This window comes from Amphritea sp. (genome assembly GCF_016744155.1).
Taxonomy (GTDB): domain Bacteria; phylum Pseudomonadota; class Gammaproteobacteria; order Pseudomonadales; family Balneatricaceae; genus Amphritea.
In genome coordinates, this window is the sequence record NZ_JADGEW010000011.1 from 44248 (window position 1) to 58130 (window position 13883).

Consider the following 13883-nt stretch of genomic DNA (forward strand, 5'->3'; position numbering starts at 1 on the left):
TTCTGCTATCATTGGTAGTCTTATTTAGATGAAATTAGTAAACAGCTAGTCAAAACCGGAGCAGATTTTGTCCAACGCGGAAAACTTTAACGACCTGGGGCTGGACCCCCGGCTCAGCACTATTCTGGATCATCAGGGAATTACTGAGCCGACCGAGATTCAGGCGCTGGCGATACCGACCGCGATGGCCAAACATGACCTGATTGCGTCGTCTAAAACGGGTTCCGGTAAGACATTGGCGTATCTGTTGCCGACGATGCAGCGTCTGATGCGCCAGAAGGCCCTGACTAAACGGGACCCCCGTGTATTGATTCTGGCACCCACCCGCGAGTTGGCAAAGCAGGTTTACGCCCAGCTTCGTAGCTTAGTCAGTGGAACTCAGTATAAAGCGGCATTGGTTCTGGGTGGTGAGAACTTTAATGATCAGGCTAAAGAGCTGGCTAAAGACCCCCATGTCGTCGTTGCAACGCCAGGTCGCTTGGTCAATCACCTAGATGAACGCTCACTCTTTCTTGAGGGGCTTGAGCTACTGATTTTAGATGAAGCAGATCGAATGCTGGATCTGGGTTTTGCCGCAGAATTAACGCGTATAAACCAGACCGCCAGCCACCGACTTCGTCAGACGCTGATGTTTTCCGCCACACTGGAGCACGCAGCGGTTAATAGCATGGCTGTTAAACTGTTGAAAGCGCCTAAGCGTATCGCCATCGGTGCCGCGAATGCAGAGCATGCAGATATCGAAAAACGTTTCTATCTGGCCGATCATCTGGATCATAAGCAGGCACTTCTGGAGAAAATCCTCGAGACCGAAACTTATCAACAGGTGATTATCTTTACCGCGACCCGTGCGGATACCGATAGGTTGTCGCAACTGTTATCAGGCCAGGGGATGAAAACGGCGGCCCTGAGCGGAGAGATGAGCCAGGCTGACAGAAATAAAATCATGGATAGCTTTAGTCGTGGCCAGCAGCAGGTACTTATTACTACTGATGTGGCTTCCCGTGGATTGGATCTTCTGCAGGTATCACTGGTGGTTAACTTTGATATGCCTAAACAGGCTGAAGAGTATGTTCACCGAATCGGCCGTACTGGTCGGGCTGGTGCTAAAGGTGTTGCTGTTTCATTGGTCGGACCGAAAGACTGGGAGGCTTTCAAACGAGTTGAGAGCTTCCTGCAACAGCCGATTATTTTTAGTGAACTTCAAGGTTTGAAAGCGAAGTTCAAAGGGCTCAAACCTGCCCCTGTGAAAGCGGCTGATAAAGTCTCTCATAATTCTGCAAAAGTTCGCCCTAAACGGGTTGTTAAAGCGCCTCAGGATCGTAAAAATCGCCGGAAGGCGAATCGGGAGATCGTATCAGATGATGGTATGGCACCGTTGAAAAAGAAGAAAATCGACTGATTTTAAGTCTTAAGAGAAAACCAGCCAATTGGCTGGTTTTTTTTATACCTCCCAAACTGATTACTGATCGTTTTGTAATACATGAGTACCCCTGTTTAAAATAGGGTTAAAACATATAATGGGGGTTTATATAATGAAAAAATTTAGTGGTATTTTGTTTGCAGCCTGTGCGTTTACGTTCTCTTCGCCAATGGTTATGGCTGATGGCGCGGCTGCTTTTCAAACTTGTGTTGAGTGTCATGGTGCTAACGCAGAAAAAGTCGCTATGGGTAAGTCTCAAGTGATTAAGGGGTGGCCGGCCACACAAATTGTAGATGCGCTGAATGGTTATAAAGCCGGTACTTATGGTGGGCCTCTAAAAGCGTTAATGAAGGTGCAGGTGGATAAACTAGATGATGCCTCCGTTCAGGCCGTAGCAGATTACATATCAGGTCTGTAAATTTGAGATGAGCAATAACGGGCGTAGGCCTGTTATTGCTAAAAAAATCTTAGCGGTGCGGCCCAAAAGTGACGTATTACATCTATTATTAATATATCGATTAGAGAAGGTGTTACAGTAATAGTTACCTGAGCTAACTGCTTTATAAAGTTGGGTCTGGAACGTTATGAAAGGCTGGAGATAAGGATGTTACGAATACCCATCTGGATTGGGACCTTTATATTTTATCTTGGGTGCTGTCTCTTAACGTTGACGGCATCTGCGGCTAATGATTCAGTGATTACTGAACCTTCCTGGCGAGCAGCGAATCTTTCTTCTGAAGAGATTGCCTGGCTAGAGAAACACCCTCGTTTAAAACTAGGTATTGATCGTAAGTTTTCCCCTTATGAGTGGATTGATGAGAGTGGCCTATACACCGGTATCGCTTCTGATTTCTTTCGTATACTTGAGCAGCGTCTGGAAGTTGAATTTATCCCTGTCACGGATAAGTCCTCATGGGGAGAGGTTTTGAAGGCTGCGAAGGCGGGCGAGTTTGATCTAATGTCCTGTTTGGTTCAAACCGCAGAACGGCATGAGTATCTTGATTTCAGTAACCCTTACATTTCCAGTGCTGCCGTTATCATTAGTGAGCAAGTTGGTGGTTATGTAGGTTCACTGGATAAGCTCAATGGCAAGCGAGTTGCTATCCATAAAGGTCATTTTACTAATGATCTACTACGTCGAGATTATCCTGAAATCACCATCGTAAATACCGCAACGATTCAACAAGCGCTACAAATGGTCGCTGAGGGAAAAGCTACGGCATTTGTAGGAGATGCAACTGCCGCCAACTTTGTGATGAAGCAGGAGGGGATTCTTAATCTGAGTTTCTCTGGCCATACTGATTATAAGAGCGAGTTTCGTATCGGCGTCTCGCATAAAAACCCTGAACTTTTAAGCATAATTCAGAAAGCCCTCGCCAGTATTACTGAGGCTGAACATAATGCCGTGTTTGATAACTGGATCGGTCTGGAAATCCCTCAGGGTATATCGCTGGAAAAAATATTTAAATTTGGGGCGGCTATATCGCTACTGTTTATTTTCTTTCTATATTGGATCTACCGGCTACGACGTTCTGAAAAGGCCTATAAGAAGAGTGAGCAGCGATTCAAAGACCTGGTAGATACAACCGAAGGCATCGTCTGGGAAGCGGATGTTGAAACCTTTACCTTTACCTATATCAGCGAAAATGCAGAACGCCTTCTCGGTTATCCTGCCAAGAAATGGCTTGAGAAAGGTTTTTGGGAAGCGCATATCCATCCGGATGATAGCGAGCAGGCAGTTAGTTATTGTCAGGATGAAACGAACTGTTTGAAAGACCATGAGTTTGAGTACCGTTTTATTACTCAGGCAGGTGCTACTGTTTGGTTGAGGGATATAGTTAGTGTGGTAGCGGAGGCTGGAAAACCACGTTGGCTGAGAGGCTTAATGATTGATATAACCGACCAGAAGTTAACGGAATTATTGGTGCAGGAGAGTGAATCTCGATTTCGTGAACTGATTGAAAGTCTGCCGGCAATCGCTGTGCAGGGTTACGATGAGGCTCGACGGGTAATTTATTGGAACGATGCCAGCGAAGCGCTTTATGGTTTTAGTAGTGAAGAGGCCCAGGGGCAGCGCCTTGAAGATCTTATTATCCCTAAGGAGATGCGTCAGGCGGTAATTGAGGCGCATGGGTTATGGGTAAAAGAGGGGGAGTTGATTCCACCGGCAGAACTAGAATTGCAGCGTAAGGATGGTAGCCATGTCCCTGTATTTAGTAGCCATGTAATGTTGCAGTCGGAAAGTAACTCAAAAGAGATGTATTGCATCGATGTAAGCTTGGTAGAGCAGAAACAAGCCCATGCAGAGCTCTCGCGAATTGCCCATTATGATTCTTTAACCGATCTGCCAAACCGAAGAACCTTTGCTGATCGTTTAAGACAGATGATGAAGCGAGCAGACCGTGAAGGGCGTCAGGTTGCGGTTATGATGTTGGATTTGGACCGTTTTAAGGAGGTCAATGACACTCTGGGACACGACCACGGAGATCTTTTACTTCAAGAAGCGGCATTGCGATTGAAGTCATCTGTTCGTTCTACTGATACTGTGGCAAGACTGGGTGGTGATGAGTTTTTAGTAATCCTGGATGAGGTCGGTAATCTGGCGGTAGTTGAGCGAGTTGCCCAGAAAATACTGCAGCAGATGAGCGAGCCTTTCATTCTGAAGGATCACCGATCATTTGTCTCAGCCAGTATTGGTATTACTCTCTACCCGAGTGATGCGATGACGTTGGAGTCTCTTTTAAAAAATGCAGATCAGGCGATGTATACGGCGAAAGATAAGGGGCGTAATCGGTATCACTACTTTACCTCTGAGATGGAAGCGATAGCTCAACGCCGCAGACATATGCTTAATGAGTTACGTGATGCTATCAGCCTGGAGCAATTGGAACTCTACTATCAGCCAATCATTGATTTTAAAAGTGGGTCAGTGGTTAAAGCTGAAGCGTTAATAAGATGGAATCATCCTAAAGGGCAGATTCCGCCGCTGGACTTTATTCCTTTAGCAGAAGAGACGGGGTTGATAGTCAGTATCGGCAATTGGGTTTTTGCTGAGGTTATACGGCAAACTTCGGCTTGGAAAACACATTACGATACCGATCTACAGGTCTCTATCAATACCTCTCCGGTGCAGTACAAAGATGATAACTCTAGCAAGCCCGACTGGTTTGGTGGTTTGTTGTCATCAGGACTGAAACCAGAAAATATCTGTATTGAAATTACAGAATCTCTGTTGATGGAAATGGGTAAAGATGTAACTGATAAGCTGTTACAGTTCCGGGATCAGGGCATTCAGGTATCGCTTGATGATTTTGGGACAGGGTACTCTTCACTGGCCTATCTGAAACAGTTCGATATTGATTATCTTAAGATTGATAAGAGTTTTGTCAGTAACTTAAAACCCGATTCCCACGACTTTGTACTCTGTGAGGCGATTATCGTAATGGCCCATACGCTGGGTATCAAAGTGATTGCGGAAGGGGTTGAAACCGAAGAGCAAGCGCAGTTGCTAAAGTTAGTTGGCTGCGATTTTGGTCAGGGTTATCTGTTTAGTCGACCTGTACCGGCTAACGAATTTGCGGCTGAATGGCTGACCCTTGCTATACCCGATCCGTTGAATGAATCCTGACCCTAACCTACTTTGAATTTTCCATTGTGTTTAAGATCTGTAGCTATTGATGATCTGTATAGTGCAATAGCACTATCACTGTTTTACTTTCCTGTTAATTGAGTCATTGTCTGAAGCTGAGAGTACAGGTGATCAGCTTCATCAATAGGCTTGCTGCCAATACCACCTCGGTGCCGGCATACCTCTTTTGATTTCTTTTTTAGGTTGATAATTATCAAGTCAAGTATGTACTATCCTTGATACTGTTCAGGTGTGACAATTTGTCGCACCTAAAAACAGATTAGGGAGTCTGTGGTGAGTTTTAGATTTAAAGGTTCTCGTTTAATTGCTCTGATCACGAACCTCACTTTGATCAGCTTTCCTGTTTTTGCGCAGGATATGCAGCATCATTCTCACGCAAGTAGTGATGACAGTAAGCAAGTAGTACAGCACGCAGCAGTAAAATCATCAGATAACCATTCCGCGATGAATATGATAGCTGATGAGGTTGTTACCGAAGGCGTTGTTCAACGCATTCTTGTAGATTCCAAGCAGATCATTGTTCGACATCAGCCTATCCCTCTGTGGAATATGGGGGCGATGCAGATGAAATTTAACCTGTCCGAAGGGCTCTCCGTTCTCGACTTTCAACCGGGGCAAAAGATCCGTTTCAAACTGAAACAGGACAAGCTAATGAAATTTACTATTACAGAGTTGTTGGATTAGCAGCACTGTTTAGAGCTACCAGGCCCCGTGTTGTAGATCCGTTTTAGTTTATGGGATACACATGAGTCGCCTTCTTCAAGATATAAGTTATATGCCTCAGGGATAGCAGCAATGAAATCGTATTCTCGTTCACTCCAGCAGTACCTGTTATCACTGTTTTTTATGATAACAACCTGCCTTATTTCACCCGTTGTATCAGCGATGGTGACAGTGACTGATGAGCAAAAACTGGACACCATTACCCGAGCTTTCCCCCAAGCCACGTCTATTGGTGAAAAACTACCAGTGCTTGCCGATAAGCCGCTTGCCTGGACTGCCTATAAAGGCGAAGAAGTGCTTGGCTACGGTTTTGAAACCGATGATGTGGTTAAAATTCCTGCTTATTCCGGTAAACCGGTAAATACTTTGGTGGTGATGGATACCGAAGGAGGCATTCTTGCTACCCGGGTTTTGGAACATCATGAACCGATCCTGTTAGTGGGTATTCCTGAACAGAAACTGTTTGATTTTGTGGCGGCCTATGAAGGGTTGCACGTGACCGATAAAGTTCGTGTCGGTGCGGGTAATAACGAAGATGTATTGAATGTCGATGTGATAGCCGGTGCGACTGTCACCGTGATAGTGGTAAACGAAGCCATTATGCGCTCGGCCCGCAAGTTTGCTCAGGTTCTGGGTATTGCGGGGCTGTCGGAGCAGCCGATCACGCCTCCTGCAACGATAAAACCAGGTCAGTTTGTTAAAGCAGACTGGACTACGCTGACCGGAGATGGCTCGGTTCGTCGTCTGCTGTTAGTTGAAGGTGATATTGATAAAGCCTTTGAGGGGACTGCAACAGCGACTAAGGGGAACCCTACTGCTGAAGAGCAGCAGCGCATGTTTATCGATATGTACTATGCGCCACTTAATATCCCGACTATTGGTCGCAATTTACTGGGTGATGATCAGTATGACTGGCTGATGGGTGAGCTAGATGAAGGTGATCAGGCACTTGCTGTTATGGGTAAAGGCCAATACTCGTTCAAGGGAAATGGCTACGTACGCGGCGGTATCTTCGACCGAACTCAATTACAGCAAGATGGTAAGTCGATCAGTTTCCACGATACCGATTTCTACCGCCTTGATGATGTCTACATTGATGGTTTCCCTCGTTTTCGTGAGATGGCCATCTTTATCATCCGTAATCAGTATGATTTTGATCTGGGTAGCCCTTGGCAACTGGAGTTGTTAGTTCGTCGTCAGAAAGGTGCGTTGGAAAGTGTTTTTACTAGCTTCCACGCTGATTATCTCACGCCTGAGAAGTATCTGGATCGCCCTGAACCAATCGTTGAGCCAGAGCCTGAAGCGCTCTGGGTAGCTATTTGGAAAGAGCGGGCATTTCAGATTGGTGTGCTGACAGTAGCCCTTGTTATCTTGTTCATTGTGATCTTTATCCAGGATGTACTGGTACGTTATCCGCGGCTTATGCACGGTATTCGTCGTGTTTATCTGGTGTTTACGGTGGTCTTTATTGGCTGGTATGCCCTGGGTCAGTTGTCGGTGGTGAATGTTTTCACCTTCATGAATGCATTCCAGGGTGATTTTCAGTGGGATCTGTTTCTACTTGATCCGATGCTATTCATTCTCTGGGGCTTTACTGCGATGACTATGTTGCTCTGGGGACGAGGCATATTCTGCGGCTGGTTGTGTCCGTTTGGTGCGGCACAGGAGTTGATTAATGAGCTGGCCCGTAAGCTGAAGATTAAACAATATGATCTGCCATTTGCAGTACATGAACGATTATGGGCGTTGAAGTATGTGATTCTGTTGGGATTGTTTGCTATCTCGTTGGAGTCTCTGTCTGAGGCTGAGCGTTTTGCTGAAATTGAGCCATTTAAAACAACATTCTTGCTTAAGTTTCACCGTGATTGGGGTTATGTGTTCTACGCGGTGTTCCTGTTAGTGATCAACATATTTACCCGTAAAGTGTATTGCCGTTATGTTTGTCCATTGGGTGCAGCCTTGGCTATTCCTGCCCGTCTGCGTCTGTTCGACTGGCTCAAGCGCCGTAAAGAATGTGGTCAGCCATGTAAGATCTGTGCAAATGAATGTGAGATTCAGGCGATCCATCCGGACGGCACTATCAATGCTAATGAGTGCCATCAGTGTCTGGATTGCCAGGTAACTTATTACCGGGATGACAAGTGTCCTCCGCTGGTACAGAAAAAGCGTAAAAAAGCTAAGCAAGAAGCTGCTTTAAGTAAAATTCCAGCAGTAGAAATTGACGACCTGACGGTACGGTCAGGCGCCTAAATAAAACACCGCCTCGTCATAAGACTGGGCGTATTTTTGTGGAGATCAAACCATGATAGATCCTAAGGACAAAAACCTTCCTGAGATCGATGCTGAAGACTCACAAGCCAGCGAGCATGTGAAACTAAGTCGTCGTCTGTTTCTGGGTGGCTCTGCTGCTCTGGTTGGTGGTGCAGCTGCAATGGGCGCGACGATGGGTGGTGCGCTGATGCCATCTGTAGCGCATGCATCTACAGATTCTAAGCACATAGTAGGACCAGGTGAGCTGGATGAGTACTACGGCTTCTGGAGTGGTGGCCATCAGGGTGAGGTTCGTGTTTTGGGCTTGCCTTCTATGCGCGAGCTGATGCGAATCCCTGTTTTCAACGTAGACAGTGCAACAGGTTGGGGTATTACCAACGAAAGTAAGGAAGTGTTGGGCGAGAATGCACCTCTGAACGGTGACTGTCACCACCCACACATGTCTATGACCGATGGTCATTACGACGGTAAGTATATTTTCATCAACGATAAGGCCAACACCCGTGTTGCCCGTATCCGCGGTGATATTATGAAGACTGATAAGATTACTACTATTCCAAACTGTCAGGCGATCCACGGTCTGCGTGTACAGAAAGTACCTTATACCAAGTACATCTTCGCTAACGCTGAATTCCGTATGCCGCATCCTAACAACGGCCTGAATATGGATGATGTGGAAGGTTACTACACCATGTTTAACGCTCTGGACGCTGAGTCCATGGATGTTGCATGGCAGGTAATCGTAGATGGCAACCTGGATAATACAGATGCTGACTACACGGGTAAGTATGCGTTCTCTACCTGCTACAACTCTGAAGGCGCAATTGACCTTCCGGGCTCTATGCGTAATGAGCGTGACCACCTGGTTATCTTTAATATCGAACGTATCGAAGCTGCAGTAAAAGCTGGCAAATTTATCACTCTGCCAGGCTCTGACGTGCCTGTAGTTGATGGTCGTAAAGGTTCTGAACTGACTCGTTATGTGCCAGTAGCTAAGAACCCGCACGGTATTAACACCGCTCCCGGTGGTAAGTACGCGGTTGCTAACGGTAAGTTGTCTCCGACAGTAACTGTCTTCGAACTGGCTAAGTTTGATGAGTTGTTTGCTGATAAGATTCAGCCACGTGACACTGTTGTTGCAGAAGTTGAGCTGGGTCTTGGGCCTCTGCACACAGCCTTTGACGGTCGTGGTAATGCCTTTACTACCCTGTTTATCGACAGCCAGGTATGTAAGTGGGATGTTGAGAAAGCGATCCGTTTCTACAACGGCGAGAAAGTAGATTATATCCTGCAGAAGCTGGACGTTCATTACCAGCCGGGCCACAACCATACGACTATGGGTGAAACCCGTGATGCCGATGGCCAGTACCTGGTATCCCTGCAGAAGTTCTCTAAAGACCGCTTCCTGAAGTGTGGTCCGCTGCATCCTGAGAACGATCAGCTGATCGATATCTCCGGCGATGAAATGAAGTTGATCCACGATGGTCCTGCGTTCGCTGAACCGCATGACTGCATGATGGTTCACCGTTCTAAGGTTAAGACCCGTAAGCTGTACGATCGTAAAGATCCTACATTCGCCACTACAGTTGCTATGGCGAAGAAAGATGGTATTACGCTTGAAACAGATAGTAAGGTTATCCGCGACGGTAACAAGGTTCGTGTTTACATGACCTCGGTTGCGCCTAACTACGGTCTGAACGAATTTACCGTTAAGCTGGGTGATGAGGTGACAGTTATTGTTACTAACCTGGATGAGATCGAAGACGTGAGTCACGGTTTCTGTATGGTAAACCACGGCGTTCAGATGGAGATCAGCCCACAGCAGACTGCCTCTGTAACCTTTAAAGCAGACCAGGTTGGTGTACATTGGTACTACTGTAACTGGTTCTGTCATGCGCTTCACATGGAGATGCGTGGCCGGATGCTGGTTGAGCCTGCATAAGGTTACATCTGTGACGTAACTTAAAGTCACATCTGTACCTTGATGTAAGGTAGTACAGCTTATACAGTGTGCTACCTTACTACTCTGGCCCGAAGATATTGTAATGCTTCGGGCCAGACGTTTTCACCCAATAGGAATGACTTTATGGGTTTGTTGCATGCTCGGTTTATTGCTCGTAAGAATGGGGCACTGGGCGGTTTGTTAGGCTGTATGCTTAGTACAGTTTTCTTAAGTTCTGTCCAGGCAGAAACTATCAATGTATCCCCCTCTGATGATCTGCAAACAGTTTTGGACAAGGTTCAGGACGGTGATCAGGTTATTCTTTCCCAAGGGATCTATTACGGCAATTTTATTCTTTCTAAAACGGTCGAGTTGACCGGTGTAGAAGGCGCAGTGCTGGATGGCAGTAATAAAGGCCACACACTGCAGGTCGATTCGACCGATTCTTATATTCACAACATACGAATTCAGAACTGGGGTGTGAATCTGACCACCTTGGATTCCGGTGTATTTGTCTCCCGTGGGGCGACGAATACCCGTATTGAAAACAACTATCTGCAAGGTGGCGGCTTTGGTATCTGGGTTGATGCTACTGCGGGCACGCAGATCGTTGAAAACAAGATTGAGGGCGATCCGAGTATGCGCTCCTCTGATCGTGGTAACGGCATTCATCTGTATAACGTGACTGGAACCTTAGCGAAAGGCAACGAAGTCTGGCATACCCGCGACGGCCTCTATATCGATACCAGTAATAAGAACGAAATAATAGGTAACTATCTGCACGACCTGCGTTATGGCGTGCACTATATGTATTCTTACCATAATCTGGTGAAAGATAACGTTACCACCAATACCCGTACTGGTTACGCTCTGATGCAGTCCAAATATCTGACCGTTATCGGCAACCGCTCTAAGAATGATGCCAACTATGGCATTTTGATGAACTACATCACTAATTCGACGCTCATTGGTAATCGAGTCGAAGGGGTGCAGAATAATCGTAACCCCCATATGCAGCAGACTAATCTGGCGGGGCTGGAAGGCAAGGCGCTGTTTATCTATAACTCGTTGTTCAATGAGATTCGAGACAATCTGATTGCCGAAAGCGATTTGGGGATTCACCTGACCGCCGGCTCGGAAGATAATGTCCTCAGCGGCAATGCTTTTATCAGTAATAAAGAGCAGGTTAAATATGTTGCTACCCGCCCCCAGGACTGGTCCAAAGACGGTGTAGGTAATTTCTGGAGTGATTATCTTGGCTGGGATATGGATAGTGATGGTATCGGTGATGTTCAATACGAACCTAACGATAGTGTTGACCGGTTATTGTGGAAGTTCCCTTCCGCTAAATTACTGTTGAATAGCCCAGCAGTTGAAACATTGCGTTGGGTTCAGCGTCAGTTTCCAGTTTTAAAATCCGAAGGTGTTGTTGATAGTTATCCTTTGATGGCCGTTCCCGAAATTTTTCATGATTCAGCTGTAAAGCCGGAACAGAGTAGCGCACAGTTGGTAGAGAATTGATATGAGTAGTGCGAAAAATATTGTTGAATTACAACAGGTTGAGAAGAAGTATCAGGGTGTGAGTGCGCTGAATAAGCTTAACCTTGAGATCCGTGAGGGTGAAGTGCTGGGCTTGTTTGGTCATAATGGGGCGGGTAAAACCACTACTATTAAGCTGATTTTAGGTTTGATCGGTGCCACTTCGGGTCAGGTTAAAGTCTTTGGTGAAGATCCGACTCAGTCAGAGGCGAGAAATCTGCGCCGTAAGCTGGGTTTCTTGCAAGAAAACGTGAGTTTTTATGATCAGTTAACCGGTTTAGAGGTGTTGCAGTACTTTGCCCGTCTTAAAGGCGTCTCAAAAAAGAGTTGCCTGAGCTTGTTGTCACAGGTTGGCCTTAGTCAGGCGGGTAAGCGCCGGGTAAAAACCTATTCCAAGGGTATGCGACAGCGCTTGGGTTTAGCTCAGGCATTATTGGGCGAGCCTAAACTGTTATTGCTGGACGAACCGACAGTAGGTCTTGATCCTATTGCGACCCAGGATTTTTATCGCCGTATCGAAGAACTTAAAGAGCAGGGCTGTACCGTCATTCTGTGTTCACACATTCTTCCAGGTGTTGAAAAGTATATCGATCGAGCACTGATTTTGGGGCAGGGTAATCTGCTTGCCGAAGGTAGCATCAACGATCTTCGTCATCAGGCCGACCTGCCGGCAACGTTTCACCTGCAGGGTAAAGGGTTAGTGTTGCCTGAGCATCTGGCGGCGAAAGCCTCTGAAGATGAACATGGTACTCGTATCGACATTCCCTTAAATGAAAAGATGGACGCAATGAAGCAATGTATTGGTCTGACGGGGCTTGAAAACCTGGATATCCATCTGCCATCGCTGGAAGATCTGTATACCCACTTTATCGAGTCACATACCGGTGTTGGTGTGAGCGCAGTGCAGGAGGCAGCCCAATGAACGCGATTTTAACGGTTGCTAATAAAGAGTTTCATGACGGCCTGCGCAACCGCTGGGTACTGTCTATCTGTGTTATTTTTGCGGTACTAGCGATTGGTTTGGCTTATTTCGGCGCCGCTGCTGCCGGTAAAGTTGGCTTTACCTCTTTGTCCACTACCATTGTTAGTCTTGCCAGTTTGGCGGTATTTATTATTCCGCTGATTGCATTGATGCTGGCCTATGATGGTGTAGTGGGTGAGGACGAAAATGGTACGTTATTGCTATTGATGACCTATCCGTTATCGCGCTGGCAACTGCTGTTAGGAAAGATGGTAGGGCAAGGGGCTGTAATGGCCTTCTCCACGCTGATTGGTTTTGGCTCTTCGGCGATTATGATGGGGGTCTTCTCGGGTACTACTACCTGGGGCGAGTTAATCGGGCCTTATGCTGTGTTTATCTTCTCGGCGATGATGTTGGGTTGGATCTTTATCGCTATCGCTTATGTCATCAGTGCGTCTGTATCAGAGAAATCAAAAGCAGCCGGTATCGCTCTGATAACTTGGTTTATCTTTGTTCTGGTATTCGATTTGGGTCTGCTTGGAATGCTAGTAACTACCCAGGGCAATGTAGATGCCACTCTGTTTCCATACCTGCTATTACTGAATCCGACTGATATCTTTCGATTGGTCAATATTACTTACTTTGCCGATCAGAACCTCACCGGACTGATGGCGATTGCCCAGCAAACCCAGTTTTCAACCTGGTCTTTGTTCGGTGGCCTAATGATCTGGTTAGTGTTGCCTGCAGGATTGGCCATGGCTATTTTCAATAAGCGGGGTTTGTAATGAAGCATTGGCTAAAGTTGTTATTGTGCGTGCCTTTCTTGTTTCTGAGCGGCTGTGGCGAAGATGAAAAAGAGGTCATGGTTCGTCAGGCCATCGCTATTGAAAGTAGTGCTGAATGTCACCTGTGCGGAATGATCATTACTAATTTTCCTGGCCCTAAGGGACAGGCCTATTCAAAGGGTATCCAGGGTAATATGCGCTTTTGTTCTACCCGGGATATGTTTGCCTTTATTGTTGACCCTGAAAATCAGCACAACATTCAGGAAGCCTTTGTTCACGATATGGCGGTTACTCCCTGGGACCACCCGGATGATGAAGCCTACATCGATGCTAAAAAGGCATTCTATGTGATCGGTCATGGTAAAAAAGGAGCAATGGGACCTACCCTTGCCAGTTTTTCAACCCAGGCAGATGCGGATGCTTTTGTGAGCTCTGAAGGTGGAAAGGTGTATCGCTTTGAACAGGTTACACTGGATTTGCTGATCAGTATGAATAACTTGCGGACTGAGTCGTCACTGCCTCAAGCGGCAGATTAGCTCTGGTCGATAGGGTCGAAAATTAGGTTATAGCTAATCGTTTGACGCAGCCGCTTT

At 46.4% G+C, this 13883-nt stretch carries 10 protein-coding genes; all 10 read left to right on the plus strand.

The annotated features are described in order from the left end of the window. Nucleotides 1–67 precede the first annotated feature (67 nt). The 10 genes from QZZ54_RS10385 (at nucleotide 68) to QZZ54_RS10430 (ending at nucleotide 13826) form a co-directional block, all read left to right on the plus strand. Entirely contained in the window at nucleotides 68–1399 is a 1332-nt protein-coding gene (locus QZZ54_RS10385; RefSeq protein WP_290702461.1) for a DEAD/DEAH box helicase, read from the plus strand. A 133-nt stretch (nucleotides 1400–1532) separates the two neighbouring features. After that, the gene (locus tag QZZ54_RS10390; protein ID WP_290702463.1) at nucleotides 1533–1838 is read left to right on the plus strand and encodes a c-type cytochrome; all 306 of its coding nucleotides are present in this window, start codon (nucleotides 1533–1535) and stop codon (nucleotides 1836–1838) included. A 186-nt stretch (nucleotides 1839–2024) separates the two neighbouring features. Next, a complete protein-coding gene (locus tag QZZ54_RS10395) occupies nucleotides 2025–5048 on the plus strand; it encodes an EAL domain-containing protein (RefSeq protein WP_290702465.1) in 3024 nt (1007 codons plus the stop codon). 294 nt (nucleotides 5049–5342) lie between these two features. Further along, nucleotides 5343–5753, plus strand: a complete 411-nt coding sequence (locus tag QZZ54_RS10400) for a copper-binding protein (protein WP_290702467.1) — start codon at nucleotides 5343–5345, stop codon at nucleotides 5751–5753. Nucleotides 5754–5864: 111 nt separating this feature from the next. Continuing rightward, nucleotides 5865–8042, plus strand: coding sequence for a transcriptional regulator NosR (gene nosR, locus QZZ54_RS10405; RefSeq protein ID WP_290702469.1), 2178 nt, complete (start codon nucleotides 5865–5867; stop codon nucleotides 8040–8042). A gap of 52 nt (nucleotides 8043–8094) precedes the next feature. Further along, entirely contained in the window at nucleotides 8095–10005 is a 1911-nt protein-coding gene (gene nosZ, locus QZZ54_RS10410) for a TAT-dependent nitrous-oxide reductase (RefSeq protein WP_290702471.1), read from the plus strand. A 144-nt stretch (nucleotides 10006–10149) separates the two neighbouring features. Then, entirely contained in the window at nucleotides 10150–11526 is a 1377-nt protein-coding gene (locus tag QZZ54_RS10415; protein WP_290702473.1) for a nitrous oxide reductase family maturation protein NosD, read from the plus strand. 1 nt (nucleotide 11527) lies between these two features. Next, complete coding sequence (locus QZZ54_RS10420) at nucleotides 11528–12466, plus strand: ABC transporter ATP-binding protein (protein WP_290702475.1); 939 nt, start codon at nucleotides 11528–11530, stop codon at nucleotides 12464–12466. Then, on the plus strand, nucleotides 12463–13290 hold the full coding sequence (locus QZZ54_RS10425; RefSeq protein ID WP_290702477.1) for an ABC transporter permease subunit: 828 nt from the start codon (nucleotides 12463–12465) through the stop codon (nucleotides 13288–13290). Before QZZ54_RS10420 ends, QZZ54_RS10425 begins: the two co-directional genes overlap by 4 nt. Then, entirely contained in the window at nucleotides 13290–13826 is a 537-nt protein-coding gene (locus QZZ54_RS10430) for a nitrous oxide reductase accessory protein NosL (RefSeq protein ID WP_290702479.1), read from the plus strand. The genes QZZ54_RS10425 and QZZ54_RS10430 overlap by 1 nt, the downstream gene beginning before the upstream one ends. Nucleotides 13827–13883 lie beyond the last annotated feature (57 nt).

What these genes read in the sequence shown, in the direction of transcription:
- QZZ54_RS10390 (WP_290702463.1), top strand. Translation starts at nt 1,533, where the DNA reads ATGAAAAAATTTAGTGGTATTTTGTTTGCAGCCTGTGCGTTTACGTTC.
- QZZ54_RS10395 (WP_290702465.1), top strand. Translation starts at nt 2,025, where the DNA reads ATGTTACGAATACCCATCTGGATTGGGACCTTTATATTTTATCTTGGG.
- nosR (WP_290702469.1), top strand. Translation starts at nt 5,865, where the DNA reads ATGAAATCGTATTCTCGTTCACTCCAGCAGTACCTGTTATCACTGTTT.
- nosZ (WP_290702471.1), top strand. Translation starts at nt 8,095, where the DNA reads ATGATAGATCCTAAGGACAAAAACCTTCCTGAGATCGATGCTGAAGAC.
- QZZ54_RS10415 (WP_290702473.1), top strand. Translation starts at nt 10,150, where the DNA reads ATGGGTTTGTTGCATGCTCGGTTTATTGCTCGTAAGAATGGGGCACTG.
- QZZ54_RS10420 (WP_290702475.1), top strand. Translation starts at nt 11,528, where the DNA reads ATGAGTAGTGCGAAAAATATTGTTGAATTACAACAGGTTGAGAAGAAG.
- QZZ54_RS10425 (WP_290702477.1), top strand. Translation starts at nt 12,463, where the DNA reads ATGAACGCGATTTTAACGGTTGCTAATAAAGAGTTTCATGACGGCCTG.
- QZZ54_RS10430 (WP_290702479.1), top strand. Translation starts at nt 13,290, where the DNA reads ATGAAGCATTGGCTAAAGTTGTTATTGTGCGTGCCTTTCTTGTTTCTG.